This is a genomic window from Actibacterium mucosum KCTC 23349, assembly GCF_000647975.1.
GTDB classification, from domain to species: Bacteria; Pseudomonadota; Alphaproteobacteria; order Rhodobacterales; family Rhodobacteraceae; genus Actibacterium; species Actibacterium mucosum.
The window spans coordinates 530,808-545,884 of sequence record NZ_JFKE01000002.1; the positions used below are offsets into that span (position 1 = coordinate 530,808).

The 15,077-nt window shown below is 59.2% G+C and carries 14 protein-coding genes; 1 reads left to right on the plus strand and 13 read right to left on the minus strand.

Going from position 1 to position 15,077, the window contains the following annotated elements:
- Positions 1-78 precede the first annotated feature (78 nt).
- The 9 genes from ACMU_RS06025 to ACMU_RS06065 form a co-directional block, all read right to left on the minus strand.
- A complete protein-coding gene (locus tag ACMU_RS06025) occupies positions 79-897 on the minus strand; it encodes an autoinducer binding domain-containing protein (RefSeq protein WP_236626204.1) in 819 nt (272 codons plus the stop codon).
- 227 nt (positions 898-1,124) lie between these two features.
- Positions 1,125-3,809: a calcium-binding protein gene (locus tag ACMU_RS18655; protein ID WP_051588024.1), complete on the minus strand. Its 2,685-nt coding sequence runs from the start codon at positions 3,807-3,809 to the stop codon at positions 1,125-1,127.
- Positions 3,810-3,842: 33 nt separating this feature from the next.
- A complete protein-coding gene (gene phoB / locus ACMU_RS06035) occupies positions 3,843-4,535 on the minus strand; it encodes a phosphate regulon transcriptional regulator PhoB (RefSeq protein WP_035257180.1) in 693 nt (230 codons plus the stop codon).
- The gene (gene phoU, locus ACMU_RS06040) at positions 4,535-5,248 is read right to left on the minus strand and encodes a phosphate signaling complex protein PhoU (RefSeq protein WP_035257182.1); all 714 of its coding nucleotides are present in this window, start codon (positions 5,246-5,248) and stop codon (positions 4,535-4,537) included. Before phoU ends, phoB begins: the two co-directional genes overlap by 1 nt.
- 10 nt (positions 5,249-5,258) lie before the next feature.
- Positions 5,259-6,056: a phosphate ABC transporter ATP-binding protein PstB gene (pstB, locus tag ACMU_RS06045; protein WP_035257184.1), complete on the minus strand. Its 798-nt coding sequence runs from the start codon at positions 6,054-6,056 to the stop codon at positions 5,259-5,261.
- A 12-nt stretch (positions 6,057-6,068) separates the two neighbouring features.
- Positions 6,069-7,400 carry a phosphate ABC transporter permease PstA gene (pstA, locus tag ACMU_RS06050; protein ID WP_035257186.1) on the minus strand — a complete coding sequence of 444 codons (1,332 nt, stop codon included), beginning with the start codon at positions 7,398-7,400 and terminating at the stop codon, positions 6,069-6,071.
- Entirely contained in the window at positions 7,400-8,881 is a 1,482-nt protein-coding gene (gene pstC, locus ACMU_RS06055; protein ID WP_035257188.1) for a phosphate ABC transporter permease subunit PstC, read from the minus strand. The genes pstA and pstC overlap by 1 nt, the downstream gene beginning before the upstream one ends.
- An 87-nt stretch (positions 8,882-8,968) precedes the next feature.
- On the minus strand, positions 8,969-10,000 hold the full coding sequence (locus tag ACMU_RS06060) for a substrate-binding domain-containing protein (RefSeq protein ID WP_035257190.1): 1,032 nt from the start codon (positions 9,998-10,000) through the stop codon (positions 8,969-8,971).
- A 169-nt stretch (positions 10,001-10,169) separates the two neighbouring features.
- The gene (locus ACMU_RS06065) at positions 10,170-11,210 is read right to left on the minus strand and encodes a sensor histidine kinase (protein WP_035257193.1); all 1,041 of its coding nucleotides are present in this window, start codon (positions 11,208-11,210) and stop codon (positions 10,170-10,172) included.
- A 183-nt stretch (positions 11,211-11,393) separates the two neighbouring features.
- Between ACMU_RS06065 and ACMU_RS06070 the strand changes: the two genes are divergently transcribed.
- Positions 11,394-11,777 (plus strand): hypothetical protein, encoded by a 384-nt coding sequence (locus tag ACMU_RS06070; protein ID WP_035257194.1) that lies wholly within the window; start codon positions 11,394-11,396, stop codon positions 11,775-11,777.
- Here the strand turns inward: ACMU_RS06070 and ACMU_RS06075 are convergent.
- The 4 genes from ACMU_RS06075 to gmk all read right to left on the minus strand — a co-directional run bounded on the left by ACMU_RS06075 (position 11,774) and on the right by gmk (position 15,076).
- Positions 11,774-12,952: a trans-sulfuration enzyme family protein gene (locus tag ACMU_RS06075; protein ID WP_035257196.1), complete on the minus strand. Its 1,179-nt coding sequence runs from the start codon at positions 12,950-12,952 to the stop codon at positions 11,774-11,776. The genes ACMU_RS06070 and ACMU_RS06075 overlap by 4 nt on opposite strands.
- Before the next feature lie 61 nt (positions 12,953-13,013).
- Positions 13,014-13,838, minus strand: coding sequence for an alpha/beta hydrolase (locus tag ACMU_RS06080; RefSeq protein WP_081805405.1), 825 nt, complete (start codon positions 13,836-13,838; stop codon positions 13,014-13,016).
- A 75-nt stretch (positions 13,839-13,913) separates the two neighbouring features.
- Positions 13,914-14,438 carry a gamma carbonic anhydrase family protein gene (locus tag ACMU_RS06085; protein ID WP_035257201.1) on the minus strand — a complete coding sequence of 175 codons (525 nt, stop codon included), beginning with the start codon at positions 14,436-14,438 and terminating at the stop codon, positions 13,914-13,916.
- On the minus strand, positions 14,435-15,076 hold the full coding sequence (gene gmk / locus ACMU_RS06090) for a guanylate kinase (RefSeq protein ID WP_035257203.1): 642 nt from the start codon (positions 15,074-15,076) through the stop codon (positions 14,435-14,437). The genes ACMU_RS06085 and gmk overlap by 4 nt, the downstream gene beginning before the upstream one ends.
- Between the last annotated feature and the right edge of the window lies 1 nt (position 15,077).

A 15,077-nucleotide genomic window follows, 5' to 3' on the forward strand; every position in this document is an offset into this window, starting at 1 on the left:
CACCACTCATGGAACGTCGACAAATTGCCAAACTGGCCCATTTCGGGCCAGTGCGGGAATCCCTACCTTTCAGTGATTTCAAGGCTTAATCGCGAAAATTTGATTTTGGACGGCAGCTTTCAGCACGGCCTGCGCTGTGGTTTCAACATCCAGCACTTCGCGCGCAAGGCGCAGGTGCTTTTCCACGGTGGCAGATGTCAGCCCAAGGATCGTGGCGATATCCTGGTTGGTTTTGCCGTCGCCAACCCAGGCCAACACTTCACGCTGCCGCTCTGTCAGGTGACGACGGGTGCCGTAATGGGGCAGGCGGGTAATCTTCAAATGCGCAACATTCGCCACCATTTGCAACACGCGTCCGTGAAGCGCCCAGATCTCGTCGGCCACACTCTGGGCCGCACCTTTGGGACCAATAAACGCCAGTGCACCACGGTTCCGCGTGCTGTTCTCCTGAAAACTTATTGTATATCCAGAGGTTACACCGTGTTCTTTATTGAACGCAACAACGCTCAACTCTTCGTCTGTCAGTTTGCCTTGCGCAATTTCATCGGCAATCATTTGCCACGACTGCACGCCGGTATGGGTGTTTGCCCAGCGCACCATCGGTGCTTTGCGAAACATTTCGCCTTCGACAAATGGTTTCACGTAGCGTTCGCAAGCATTTGACAGCAAAAGGAAATCTTCAGCGGCGCCAAAGCTTTGTTCGGTGCGGAAATTGGTGAACCCATAGAACAAGCGCGGGAACCCCATTTGCGCGCAGAATTCTGTGAGACAAGCCCACGTGTCTTCAATTGCGTCGGCTGCGATGATGTCCTCGATTGTCTCAAGAACCTGCGCAGCCGTTGCTTCGTGCATTGCAGGGATCGTCAGGTTGTCGATATTTGCAAAGTTCACCGTCATGAATCGCAGTGTTGCATCAACCCAGTCGGGAATTCCATACCCTGACGCTGGGTAAACGCGGGGAATTTTGAGCAGGGTTTCCCCGTCTTACCTTGTACTTTTATTTACATAATACTTATTATAGGTAATTTGCCCATCTCAACACGGCAGCCCCTTCCTGCAAATCGCCAACTAGAAAAAGCATTGTGCGCAGTCGTGTCGGTTTGCATTTGCGCAATGCGCAAAGGTCAAAACACAAAGTCAATCGCGCTAAGCTCTGCTTGCAAGTTTGTCGGATGCAAAGTGACCGCAAAACTTTGCGCGCCGGCCCGGATGGTAAATGCCCCGTCTTTACCCACAATCACCAGCTGATCGAAGCTGCTGGCCATCCCGCTGACATCGATCCGGTCCAGACCAGCCTCGAAATCCAGCACAGTATCGGCCGGCCCCACCACAAACAAATCCGCGGCTGCTAGGCCCAGCATTCCATCGGCACCAGAGCCGCCCGACAAGCGTTCGCTGTCATCCGTTCCCAGAACATAGTCCGTCGCCGCAAAGGTGAAATCCCGCGGTTCCAGCGGGCGTGGTTCATTTTGCCCCTGCCCCTTAACCTCTACCATCAACGCTTCGTTGCCCAGCGTGACCAGCCATGTGCCCGGAACCTCGACACTCTTCTTGGTAAAGGGCTGCAAATCGGGCATCGCGCCCCAGTGGCCAAGATCAATCAGATCGCCATCAGATGGACGAAAATCTTTGATCCGGTCCCGTTCGCCGTCTCCGACAGTCACGACAAAGACATCGGCCCCGATACCGCCCTCCATATCGTCCAGCCCGGGGCCGTCGATCAGCACGTCATTGCCGGCTCCGCCGCGCAAGCTGTCCTTGCCGTCACCGCCCAAAATGACATCATCGTCCCCCTCGCCTTCGATCCGATCATCGCCCGCGCCGCCGGAAAGGATATCGTCGTCACCGCCCCCTTCCAGCCAGTCATTGCCCGCTTGGCCAAAGACAACATCCGGCCCGTCACCGCTCAGAACCTTGTCATCCCCGGCACCGGCCCGTACCTGATCACCATAAGCAGACGTCCCACCTGCGGGTTCCAGCAGATCGTCCCCATCACCCGCATAGACCGTTTCAACGGCGCTCTGATGGCTGTCCAGGATCAGGACACGGGCACCTGCAACCTCCAGCAGCAGATCATTGCCGTGCCCTTCAATGTCGGCATCCACCACCTGTGCAACGCTGGCGATTTGGGCCAATGTCATTGCATCGCCGTTGATCTCTACCCGGTCCCCTTCGGACGCGTCAAAATCGGTGATGACATCCTGCCCGCCGGTTGCGATTTGGAACAGATCGGCGCCGTTACCACCATGCAGCTGGTTTGCGCCCGTGCCACCCGACAACAGGTCGTCGCCCGGCCCCCCAAACAACTTGTCTGGCCCCGCCTGCCCCAAAAGAACGTCGTCGCCCGCCTGACCAAAAAGGAAATCCCCGGCACCGGCCCCCTCGACCCGGTCGGCACCCGTGCCGCCATAAAGGAAGTCGATGCTTTCGGCCCCGCGCACATTATCGGCCCCGCCATAACCAAAGGCGAACCCGGCCATCGTGCCATCGGCCTCGTACACCCTGTCGCCCCCCCGGCTCTCGGCAAACCCATCGCCATTGGCGTCAATGCTCAGATCCTCGTTGCGCATATTGCGCAAAGCCAATTGCCAGGCATCTACCTGTTGATCCCCGGCATGGGCCTGCGGCGCTTCGTCGGCCGAGTAGACATTCAGGGCAATCGCCAAACTGGGCGGGTGGCTGATCGTAGGGGCGCCATCGTTGTTATAGGACATCAGGTGCGACGCCCCGGTCTGCGCGCCGGGAAACCAGGCGATCCCGATGCCGTTATCCGTGAACCAGTCCATCGCTTCGGCAAACAGCGCCTGGTTCTGGTCCACACCGCTCCAATTGATTGCGCCAATGCCTTGCACGTTGGTTTCGGTCACAAGGATATTGTCGTCTTCCAGTACGCCATAGACGTCCTCGAACACTGCATGCATGTCTTCGACGCGTCTTGCCTGCTTGCCACCCTGCCACTTCGGATAGAAATGCGACGACCAGATCAGATCCTCGCCCAGCCCATCGCGGATATAGTTCAGCACGCTGCGGTCATCCACCATGACCTCGGCAAAGGGTTTGAACTGCGCCGAAAACGCATAGCCCCCCACAAGGATAGGTGTGTCGATTCGGGCGTCAATCATCTGGCCCAAGGCAACCATGTGCTGCGCGTACAGAACGAGGGCAGCATCCTCCCCCTCCTGCGTTTCAGACCGCACACCGGCCCGCAGATAGGTTGCAGGTTCATTCACGATCTCTGCCCCAACAACTGCTTCCCGCACAGCCGCGTTTTCGGGGTGATCAAGCCAGTTTAGAAGAAGCGTCCAACCATCTGAAATTCCATTATAAATCGGACCTTCCAGCGCATCGAAAATCTGCTGCGCGGTTTTGTCGGGATCGTAGCCACCGCCGAACCGCTGCGCGTCACCACCGAAATAACCAAAAATGACGTCAAACTGTCCGTCCCCCACGGTAACCTCCCGCAGGAAGGTTTCGTACCGCGAATGCAGGGCGCCGGTTTCGTCGAAACTGTATTCGTTGAACGGCAGGCGCAGGGTGTTGATTTCGGTCTGACCCAGCGTCGCCTTCAAACCTTCGGCGTAATTCTGGGCATGTCGGTCAAAATTGCCCAGTCCCATCGGCAGGGTCTGAAACTCGGAGTGCCACAGATAGTATTTCTTGTCGGTCGCTTTGTTCTGGTCGGACATACGCCGGAACAATTCGCCGGTTTCCGGGTCTATCAGAGTTCCCGGTTGACCCTTGTCATAGTCCAGAACCTCGTCGGCCCGAACCTGCAGATTTATGATATTCAGACCGGCGGTATCCGACATGTCGACCCCTCTTGAACGCGAGGGGTCCGCGGCTTAGCCCAATGCGTAGCCTGCGCCGCGCACTGTGCGAACCGGGTCCACCCCGCCAAACTGACAAAGCGCTTTGCGCAAACGACCGATATGTACGTCCACCGTCCGCGTATCTACATAGATATCGCGCCCCCAGACCCGGTCAAGAAGCTGTTCACGGCTCCAGACACGGCCCGGTTTCTCCATGAAGGTGCTCAGCAGGCGAAACTCGGTCGGACCCAGCTTTAGCAGCTGTTCGTTGCGGAAAACCTTATGGGTTTCTGCATCCAGAACGATATCTTCGAATTCCAGCTGCTCGCCGACCGAGGCCGGGCGCGTGCGCCGCAATTGCGCCCGTACACGCGCCATCAGTTCCACCACGGAATAGGGTTTGACCACATAGTCGTCCGCGCCGGTCTCCAGGCCGCGCACGCGGTCCACCTCTTCTGACCGGGCCGACAGCATGATGATCGGCACGTTGCGTGTATCGGACCGGGTTTTCAGACGGCGGCACACTTCGATGCCCGAAACATTGGGCAGCATCCAGTCCAGCACGATGATGTCGGGTGCCATCTCGTCGACCAGCAACAGCGCCTCTTCGCCGTTTTCCGCCTTCGACACGTCGAACCCTTCGGCCTCGAGGTTATAGGCCAGAACTTCGCGCTGTGCGGGTTCGTCTTCTACAACAAGAACGGCTGGTTTTTCGGTCCCAGACATCAGCTTGCTCCGGTTTTATCATAAGGTGTGCGGTCATCCTTTGGGCGGCTGTCATCGGGCATTTCACCCGTGGCCAGATAGATCACCTGTTCGGCGATCGACGTGACATGGTCGCCCATCCGCTCGATATTCTTGGCGATGAAATGCAGATGCATACAGGCCGTGATATTGCGCGGGTCTTCCATCATGAAGGTCAGGAACTGGCGGAACAGGGCATTATACATCTGGTCGACCTCTTGGTCGCGCAGGCGCACGTCGCGGGCCATTTCGGCATCGCGCTGAATATAGCTGTCCAGCACGTCCTTCATCATCGTCTCAACCGCCTTGGCCATGCGGCGCATGGCACCCGACGTGCCTTCGATCGGTGCCATCTGCACCAGAACCGAGGTGCGCTTGGCCATGTTCTTGGCGTAATCGCCCACGCGCTCGAGGTTGGCCGAGATCTTCATCACGGTCAGAACGGTGCGCAGGTCGGTCGCCTGCGGCTGGCGCAGGGCCAGCACGCGGGCGCATTCCTCGTTCACGCGCTCTTCCAGCTCGTCGATGGCGCGGTCGTTGCGACGCACGCGTTCGGCCAGCTCCTCGTCACGGGTTTCCAGCGACTTGGCAGCGTCCAGAATCGCAGCCTCAACCAGACCGCCCATCTTCATAATAAGCGCCTGAATGGCCTCAAGATCGCGGTCAAAAGAGGCAACGATATGCTGGTCGCTCATGGTCATGGGTTTATCCGATCCGTCCTGTGATATAGCTTTCGGTGCGCGGGTCCTTGGGGTTGGTGAAGATCTGGCCGGTTTCGCCAAATTCAACCAGGTTACCCAGGTGGAAGAACGCGGTTTTCTGGCTGACACGCGCGGCCTGCTGCATCGAGTGGGTCACGATCACCACCGAATAGCTTTCGCGCAGCTCGTCGATCAGTTCTTCAACCTGTGCCGTTGCAATTGGGTCCAGGGCCGAGCACGGCTCGTCCATCAGCAGAACCTCAGGCTCGGTCGCAACCGCACGCGCGATGCACAACCGCTGCTGCTGACCACCCGACAGGCCGGTGCCCGGCTTGTCCAGACGGTCCTTGACCTCGTCCCAGATCGCACCGCGACGCAGCGACTTTTCAACGATCTCGTCCAGATCGGCCTTGGACTTGGCCAGCCCGTGAATACGCGGGCCATAGGCGATGTTGTCATAGATCGATTTGGGGAACGGGTTGGGTTTCTGGAACACCATGCCCACCTTGGCGCGCAGCTGCACCGGATCCACCTGTGCGTCATAGATGTCTTCGCCATCCAGCAGGATGTCACCCTCGACCCGGCAGATGTCGATCGTGTCGTTCATCCGGTTCAGGCAGCGCAGGAAGGTCGACTTGCCGCAACCCGACGGGCCGATAAAGGCGGTTACCGTCTTGTCTTCGATGTCAACGTCCACGTCTTTGATCGCGTGGGCGTCGCCATAATAAACCTGGCAACCGCGGGCCGAGATCTTGTTCGTTTTGTTTTCCACGTCACGTTCCACAATTCGCATATCGTTCATTGGTGCGGCTCCTTACCAGCGACGCTCAAACCTGCGGCGCAGGATAATGGCAATGATGTTCATAGTCAGAAGGAAGACCAGCAGGATGATGATACCACCCCAGGCCTTTTCGTAAAATCCGGCATCCGCCCGCGCGGCCCAGGTGTAGATCTGCGCCGGCATGGCCGAGTTCGGCTCGGTAAAGCCCGACAGAACGCCCTCGGGGTAACCCCGGGCCACAAAGCCCACCATGCCGATCAGCAACAGCGGCGCGGTTTCACCCAGTGCTTGCGCCAGACCGATGATGGTGCCCGTCAGGATGCCCGGCATGGCCAGCGGCAGCACGTGGTGGAACACCGCCTGCATTTTCGACGCCCCGACCCCAAGTGCGGCATCACGGATGCTGGGCGGCACCGCTTTCAGCGCGGCGCGGGTCGAGATGATGATCGTCGGCAGGGTCATCAGTGTCAGAACCAGACCACCCACCAGAGGTGCCGATTGCGGCAGGTGCATGAACTGGATGAACACGGCCAGACCAAGGATACCGAACACGATCGACGGTACCGCAGCCAGGTTCGAGATGTTCACCTCGATCAGGTCGGTGATGCGGTTCTGCGGCGCGAACTCTTCCAGATAGATCGACGCGGCCACACCGATGGGCAGCGACAGGCCCAGCACAACCAGCATCATGAAGAACGAGCCCACAACCGAGGCGCCAATCCCGGCACCGCCGGGGTTGTCCACACCCGAATCTGCACCGGTGATAAAGCTCCAGTTAAAGGCCGACTTGATGATCTCGGCCTCGAACATGGCGTCCACGAGGTCCAGATCGGTCAGTTGCAGGAACCGGCTGTCCTGCAGCGTTTCGCGCGTCACGCGGCCGTTGAAATAGCCGTCAACCCTCGACGATGCCGCCAGTTCAAACGCCACCGGCTGGCCCAGCTGATCGGGGTTTTCCCGGTAAAACGACCGGATGTCGCCACCGGTTTTGCCCAGGATCCGCTCAATCGCGGCCTCGTCAAACTCAACATCCAGACCGCGTTCCTCGATCTGACCCTTGAGGGCCGTGTTGAAATAGCCCTGATAAGCCTTCGTCTTGAACAGCTCTTTCTCGGCCGCGTCGAACTCTTCCTGTGTCAGGGTAAAGTCAACGCTGACGATGGTTTTCGTAAACGCCGGCAGGCCCGACCGGATGATCGTAGTGGCCAGGATAACCAGGAAGGTCAGACCGATTAGAACCGCGATGATGCCATAGGCACGGAACCGTTTCTCGGCGGCGTTGCGTTTGCGTGTCCGCGCATCGGGTGCGGTCAGCGACGTCTTGACGTGGGGCGTGGCGCCCGCATTCATGTTTGCGTCAGCCATCAGTCATACTGCTCCCGGTATTTGCGGACGATGTAAAGCGCGACAAAGTTCAGCGCCAGCGTGATCACGAAAAGGGTCATGCCCAAGGCAAAGGCCACAAGGGCTTCGGGCGAGGCAAAGTCGCTGTCACCCGTCAGCTGCGACACGATCTTCGCGGTCACCGTGGTCATGGCCTCGAACGGGCTAAGGTTCAGCTTGGCCGCCGCCCCTGCCCCCAGCACCACGATCATGGTTTCACCGATGGCGCGCGACGCGGCCAGCAGGATCGCACCCACGATGCCCGGCAGTGCAGCCGGCAGAACCACCTGCTTGATGGTCTCGGACTGGGTTGCGCCCAGACCGAACGAGCCGTCGCGCATGGCTTGCGGAACCGCGTTGATGATGTCGTCAGACAGCGAGCTGACAAAGGGGATCAGCATGATGCCCATGACCAGACCCGCGGTGATCACCGCGCGGCCACCGGCCTGCCAAGACACGCCAAGCGCACCGCCCTCGCCGAAGATGCCGACCAGAACCGGGCCAACCGTCAGCAGGGCAAACAGACCGTAAACGATGGTCGGGATACCAGCCAGAACCTCAAGCGTCGGCTTCGCAAAGGCGCGCGTGCGCGGCGAGGCGTATTCCGACAGGTAGATCGCGGCGAAAAGGCCAATCGGCACAGCCACGGCCAGCGCAACGATCGAGATGTAGAACGTGCCCCACAACAGCGGCAGAACACCCAGTTCCGACGAACCACCCCGGCCCGAGAAGCTGGGCGCCCACTCGACGCCAAAGAAAAAGTCCAGCGCGGGGTAAAGGCGGAAAAACTCGATGGTGTTGAAGACCAGCGACAGCACAATGCCGATCGTGGTCAGGATCGCGATCGACGCGGCCGCAACCAGCAGCGCCCGGATGCCGGTTTCCACCACGTTGCGGGCCCGGAAGTCACGATGCGTTTCGCGCCAGCCCCACGCCGCCCCTGCAATTGTGATCAGGATCACGATGATGGCCATCAGGTTATGGCCGTTGATCGTCATCACGCGATAGCTTTGCGCGGCCCGCAGCACCGTTTGGGTGATGTCCGAGGTCACGATAGCCCCGGCGTCTTTCAGGCGCGAGGTCACATCGGCAAAATCGGCGCGCGCGTTACGGGCGAAGTCTTCGTCCATCGCGCCGTTATCTACCGCAAGGCTCAGCCCCTCGGCGGTACGGCGCACCTCGGCCAGTACCAGCCCGCGCGACGAACCTTCGGAAATTTCACTGTCGGGGATCATGCCCGACACAACGTTGTTGACATAGAATGGCTGTGCAATCAGCCAAGCAACCAGCAACAGCAACCCAGGTACGGCCGCCTTCAGTGCAACGTTCGATCCGTAATATGACGGTAGCGAATGTAGGTTTCGGCTGTCGTTGTCGGCTCCGCTCATCGCGCGCGAGCGTCCCAACACATAGCCGACCATAGCGATCGCAAGAACGATCAGTACAAGCCAGAATAGCGGCATGTGGCCCCCGGGAGGTTAAGTTTGTTCAGACGTTGAGTGGGAGCGACGTCCAGCGCCGCTCCCACCCTAAACCGTAAGCCGGTTGGCTTAGTTCATGGTCTCTTCAGCAGCGATAGCCGACTGAGTAGCGGCCAGCTCGGGGTCCGAAACCAGACCATACTGTGCCAGCGGGCCGGTCGGGCCAGCCAGTTCGTCCGAGATGAAGAACTGAGCGTATTCTTTCAGGCCAGGGATAACGCCGATGTGTGCTTTCTTCACGTAGAAGAACAGCGGACGCGAAACAGGGTACTCACCGGTGGCGATGGTTTCGGTCGAAGGCGAAACGCCCGACATGGTAGCCACTTTCAGCTTGTCGGTGTTGTTTTCGTAGAAGGCCAGGCCAAATACGCCGATGCCGTTTGCGTTGGCGTCGATCGAAGCCAGGGTCTCGGTGTAGTCACCGTCGATGTCTACAGCGCGGCCGTCCGAAGCAACTTCCAGGCAAGCATCTTCAGCGTCGTCTTCCGACATGCCAGCAGCCATCATAGCTTCGAAAGCGCCAGTGGCTTCACAGCCAGCCGCAACAACTTTTTCTTCGAAAACTTCGCGGGTACCGTGCTTGGTGCCCGGGATGAAGGCCAGGATGTCCGAAGCAGGCAGGTCAGCGTTGAAGTCAGCCCACTGCTTGTAAGGGTTGTCAACCAGAGCGCCGTCAACGATGACTTTGGGGGCCAGAGCGTTGAAGATGTCCGACGGGGTGAAGGCGGTGTAGGCCGGGCCGTCGATCTGGCTGGCGAATACGATGCCGTCATAACCGATGCGAACTTCGATGATGTCGGTCACACCGTTTTCGGCGCAAGCTTTGATTTCTTTTTCGCGGATTTTACGCGAGGCGTTTGCCACGTCGGTGTGCTCTTCGCCAACACCCTGGCAGAAGCGCTTCAGGCCAGCCGACGAACCGCCCGATTCAACAACGGGGGTCGGGAAGTCGGTGTTTTCGCCGAAAGCTTCAGCAACGATCGAAGCGTAAGGCAGAACGGTCGACGAACCGGCAACCTGTACGTTGTCACGTGCAGCAGCAGTGGTGGCCGAAACGGCAGCGATCGCCAGAGCAGAGGCGGTCAGTTTCACAAAGGACATTTAGAGCTCCTGATGTCTATGTCGCGGTTGCTGTTAGGTCGCAACCTCGGGGCCGTGGTATTCACGCTCAACAATGCTTTTGTGTAGATTTTGTAACAGTTTCATGACATGCACAATTTTATGACAGCTCTAGACAACCCGCTAAAGTTGTCGAGGCCTCACGAAACCGTTAACGCACTGGCAACATGACGGAAAATCGGCTGCCCTTTCCGGGTATGCTTTCGATACGAAAACGGCCCCTGTGGCGGTTAATAATGTGCTTCACAATGGCAAGGCCCAGCCCCGTCCCACCCATTTCACGCGAACGGTGGCCATCCACGCGATAGAATCGCTCGGTGAGTCGCGGAATATGCACCGGATCGATTCCCTCGCCCTGGTCCACAACATCTATGCGTATACCCGGCCCGCGAAACGCCATCTCGCGTTCCGAGGCGGAAATCTCGATTCGCACCGTCTTGCCCGAAGCGCCGTATTTGACCCCGTTTTCGATCAGGTTGGTGAACACCTGCGTCAGCTGGTCGGAATCACCCGGCGCAAAGATCGGTGCATCGTCCCCTTCCACGATGATCTCCACGGCGTTCTCGTCTGCAAATGGCCGCAATGTCAGCACCGCAGATTGCACCAGCGACACCAGGTCCACCCGTTCCGCCGGGCGCACCCTCTCGTCGCTTTCCACCCGGCTGAGCGACAGCAGGTCCCGGACCAACCGGTTCATCCTTTCGGCCTCGCGGCTCATGATTTCAAGGAACCGATCACGCGCCTCGGCATCGTCCTTGGCCGGACCACGAATGGTTTCAATGAACCCCAAAACCGCGGTCAGCGGCGTTTTCAGTTCGTGGCTGACATTGGCGACGAAGTCGCGGCGGATCTGTTCCGCCTGTTCCCGGGCCGAGATATCCTCAAAACACAACAGCGCGCCGCCCTGCCCTTCGACAGTAACGGGGGAACAACGCACGTCATAGGTCGCTTCACGGTTCATATCCGTGGTCAAATAGCGCGTGCGCCGGCTTTGCCCCAAACGCAGGCTTTCCTCGACACTGTCCAGCAGGGCCGGGTTCCGCAGGGCGGTCACATAGTGCCGGCCAATGGACGAATCTCCGAACAACGCGATTCCCGGTGTGTTCAACACAGCCACCCGTTCATCCGGGCCGACATATACAGACGGCAAAGGAATGGCCTCTACAAAGTTCTTAAGGGCGTCGGGCGTCATAAATGCGTGGCTCCGTCAAATTCTGCGCCACATTCTTCCAGCCGGTCCCACTTGTAAATGCCGCAATTTCCGGCATCTCTGGCAACCAAGTTGTTTCGAACCTATATTCAACTAGAGATAATTAGTTTACGCTACGTAACCCACCCTACAGGGGATCAACTTAGGGGTGTTGAGGGTAACAGGATGAAACGACCAGAGCCTCGGCTTGCCACAGTTCCGCGGTTCACCGGCCAACGTCTTGCGCTGGCCGTGGGTATTCCTTTGTCTTCCGTACCCACATGGGTTCTGGACACGGAAGAGGTCACGCTAGAGGCCATTCCCTATGTGCTGATCCACGCGGCATTGGCCAGTTCACCCATCGTCAGCCACGTCATCGCACCACTAATGGCCCCGCAATTCGACGCCTATGATCTGGCCCATGAACTGTCCAAGCTGCGCTATCGAGGTCATTTCGTGGTGCTGTTGCCCGGCCACCCGCGCCTGCCCCGCCCCGAGATCGTGCAGACAGAACTGCGCATGGCCTGCCCGCGCGCCAAGATCTCGATCGTCGATCAGGTGCTGAACTAGGCCAAAGCGTTCAGCGCGACGTCGATCTCGGAAATCAGCAGGTCGATTGGCTCCACCCCAACCGAGACGCGAAAGAACCCTTCGGAAATGCCCATGGCTGCCCGCGCCTCGGGGCTGAGGGCGCGATGGGACGATGACGGCGGGTGGGACAGCGTCGTGCCGATATCCCCAAGCGTCGGTGCAAAGACGATATTCGCGCATCCCTTTGCAAACGCGTTTGCCGCGGCCCGGCTTGGCGCAATTTCGAAGCTGACCATGTTCCCTGTCCGCGCGCCCAGCAACGCCTTGGCCCGATCGGCATCGGGGTGATCCGAGCGGCCCGGGTAAATCACGCGTTCAACCTTGGGGTGGTCACCCAGGAACGCAGCCAGAGCCTTGGCGTTTTCTTCTGCCCGGTCATAGCGCAAATCAAACGAATACAACCCACGTTCTGCAAGCCAGCAGTCAAACGGGCTGCCGGTCAGGCCCATCGTCGTGGCCAGATCATAGATCGCCTTGCGGTGATTGGCATCGCGCGCCACCGCATAGCCCAGCGTCACGTCCGAGTGCCCCGCCAGCAGCTTGGTGACCGAGTGGATCACCACATCGGCGCCGTGGTCAAAGGGTTGAAAGGCGCGGGGCGTCGTGAAGGTGTTGTCGACGACAAAGAGGATGCCACGGTCCTGGGCCAACCGGGCAAGCCCGTGCAGATCGGCGACCCGCAACGTGGGGTTCGACACCAGTTCGATAAGGATCATCTTGGTGGCAGGTCGCAACGCGGCCTCAACCGCGCCAAGATCCCCGGCATCCGTCAGCGTCGCCTCGATCCCCCAACGCGGCAGGTCTTGTGTCAGCAATCGCAGGCTGCGCCCATACAGTTGATCACCAGCAACAATGTGGTCCCCCTGCCCCAGCAGGCCCAGAACAACCGCCGTGACGGCGGCCATGCCCGACGACAGGATGATCCCGCCCTCGGCCCCTTCCATCCCGTCGATCTTGCCGGCCAGAACATCCGCATTGGGGTGCCCCTCGCGCGCATAGGTATACCCCTGTGCATCGCCATCATAAATCGCATCCAGACCGTCCGGTGATCCGGCGTCGTACACGACAGAAGGTTGCAAAGGGGTGCCAACGGGCACGGCGCTGCCCTCGGGCCAGGGGGTGCGTCGAACAAGGGTTTTGGGTGTATTGGTCACGGGGCGGCCTCCTGTTGATCGCCCCGTTTTGCCTGCTTGACGGGCTGTCGTCCAGCCTGCCTTAGCGCAAACCGCTATTGCGCAGGAAGTTGTCAACTGCGCCGGTATAGCCGTTCTGCTGCCCGATCGAGGTGTTGACCTCTTCATGGGTCAGCTGCACGGCACGTACATGGGCGGTTCCGCCGACGGCTTCGATGTCTTCGCCATATTCCCGTGCTTGCGGACAGGCCGTTTCGCGCAGGGCCGAACACATGATGAATACCGGTGCCATGCCAGCCGTGACTGTTTCCGCCGGCGACACCTGTGTCCAATAGGACGGATCAATGCCAAATGCGCCGCGTGCCACCTGACCGGCTCCATTGCGCATCAGGTTCGCCACATCCAAAGCCTCCGTATCCAGCAGGACGGTGGCTTTCCAATTCCGCAGTTCATAGGCTTCAGGATTACCCGCAACCAGCGCCAGCAAATGCGCACCCGATGAATGGCCCATTACGGCCATGTTCGTTGGGTCACCGCCCCATCGCGACGACGAGGCCTGAATGTGCTTGATCGCCCGCGCGACATCGCGGGCTTGCTCGTCCGGTTTGGTTCCGGGCAGCAGGCGGTAATTCACCGACGCAACAACATAGCCCTTGGCGGTATAGTGCGGCGCTTTGAAAGCGATGGCGTTCTTGTTGCTTTTATCGCCGGCAACCCAGCCGCCGCCGTGCACAACCACCAGAACCGGCGTGTTACGCGTTGGGTTCGCGGGCATGTAGAGGTCATATTTCTGCTTGGACCCACTCGCATAGGCGACATCTGCATGGGTCGGGCCTGCGGCAAATGCCGGGCCGGAAATGGAAAGGGAAAGCGACAAACTGAGAAACTGGGCAAGTCGAAGAATCATATCGGGGCCTCCGTGCTCGATTGTCCTTCTATTACGCCAGCAGCTTAAACTTCCGTCGACAGGTCCCCAAAAAGTTTAACCAATAGTTGCAAGTTCGTCGCGAAACCGTGCTGCATTCTCTTGGTAATGCCGCGCGGAATTGCGCAGCCCTTCAATGGCGTCTTCGTCAAGCTGGCGCACAATTTTTCCCGGCGCGCCCATGACAAGGCTGCCATCCGGAATCTCTTTGCCCTCGGTGATCAAGGCGCCCGCGCCGATTAGGCAATTCTTGCCAATCTCCGCCCCGTTCAGCACCGTTGCGCCCATCCCGATCAAAGAATTTTCGCCAATCGTACACCCGTGCAACATGGCCTTGTGACCGATGGTGCAGCCCGCACCAATGGTTAAAGGAAAGCCCATATCTGTATGAAAAATACAGTTTTCCTGCACATTTGTACCCGCGCCCACCACAATCGGCTCGTTGTCGCCCCGCAAGGTACACCCAAACCAGACCGAGCTGTGGGCCATCAAAACAATCTGCCCGATGACATTGGCATCAGGGGCCACCCAGGCGGTGTCGTCAATCTGAGGGCTGTGGGGGCCAAGCGCATAAACGGTCATTGCGTATCCTCGAATTCGCTGTGCAACTTGCGCACATGTTCCACCAATCCAGGTTGCTGCTTGCGCCGCATCCGCTCGCTCTCGACAATGGTGCGCAGGCGCGTTTCGGTGGCATCCAGATCGTCATTGACCAGCACATAATCGTAGCTGTCCCAATGACTTATCTCGTCCCAGCTGCGCTGCATCCGCTTGGCGATCACCTCGGCGCTGTCTTGTCCTCGGCTGATCAGACGGCGGTGCAGTTCGTGGATGGAGGGCGGCAGAAAAAAGATCGACAGAACGTGTTCACCAAGGGCCGAGTTGCGGATCTGCTGCGCGCCTTGCCAGTCAACGTCGAACAAGACATCGCGCCCGGCATTGATTGCCTCTTCGACCGGACCGCGGGGCGAGCCATAGAAGTTGCCAAACACATGCGCATGTTCCAGCATCTGCCCCTCGGCCACCAGCTTTTTGAAGGCAGCCTCGTCCGTGAAATGATAATGCTGGCCGTCTACTTCGCCGGGACGCGGAGCCCGCGTGGTTGCCGAAATCGAAAAACTCAGCGTCGGATCCCAGGCGCGCAAACGCCCGCTAAGCGTCGATTTGCCAGCACCCGAGGGCGAAGACAGGATGATCAAAAGGCCACGCCGCGCGGTCATC

What these genes read in the sequence shown, in the direction of transcription:
- ACMU_RS06085 (WP_035257201.1), bottom strand. Translation starts at nt 14,438, where the DNA reads ATGACCGTTTATGCGCTTGGCCCCCACAGCCCTCAGATTGACGACACC.
- gmk (WP_035257203.1), bottom strand. Translation starts at nt 15,076, where the DNA reads ATGACCGCGCGGCGTGGCCTTTTGATCATCCTGTCTTCGCCCTCGGGT.
- pstB (WP_035257184.1), bottom strand. Translation starts at nt 6,056, where the DNA reads ATGAACGATATGCGAATTGTGGAACGTGACGTGGAAAACAAAACGAAC.
- ACMU_RS06070 (WP_035257194.1), top strand. Translation starts at nt 11,394, where the DNA reads ATGAAACGACCAGAGCCTCGGCTTGCCACAGTTCCGCGGTTCACCGGC.
- phoB (WP_035257180.1), bottom strand. Translation starts at nt 4,535, where the DNA reads ATGTCTGGGACCGAAAAACCAGCCGTTCTTGTTGTAGAAGACGAACCC.
- pstA (WP_035257186.1), bottom strand. Translation starts at nt 7,400, where the DNA reads ATGGCTGACGCAAACATGAATGCGGGCGCCACGCCCCACGTCAAGACG.
- ACMU_RS06080 (WP_081805405.1), bottom strand. Translation starts at nt 13,838, where the DNA reads ATGATTCTTCGACTTGCCCAGTTTCTCAGTTTGTCGCTTTCCCTTTCC.
- phoU (WP_035257182.1), bottom strand. Translation starts at nt 5,248, where the DNA reads ATGAGCGACCAGCATATCGTTGCCTCTTTTGACCGCGATCTTGAGGCC.
- ACMU_RS06025 (WP_236626204.1), bottom strand. Translation starts at nt 897, where the DNA reads ATGACGGTGAACTTTGCAAATATCGACAACCTGACGATCCCTGCAATG.
- ACMU_RS18655 (WP_051588024.1), bottom strand. Translation starts at nt 3,809, where the DNA reads ATGTCGGATACCGCCGGTCTGAATATCATAAATCTGCAGGTTCGGGCC.
- ACMU_RS06060 (WP_035257190.1), bottom strand. Translation starts at nt 10,000, where the DNA reads ATGTCCTTTGTGAAACTGACCGCCTCTGCTCTGGCGATCGCTGCCGTT.
- pstC (WP_035257188.1), bottom strand. Translation starts at nt 8,881, where the DNA reads ATGCCGCTATTCTGGCTTGTACTGATCGTTCTTGCGATCGCTATGGTC.
- ACMU_RS06065 (WP_035257193.1), bottom strand. Translation starts at nt 11,210, where the DNA reads ATGACGCCCGACGCCCTTAAGAACTTTGTAGAGGCCATTCCTTTGCCG.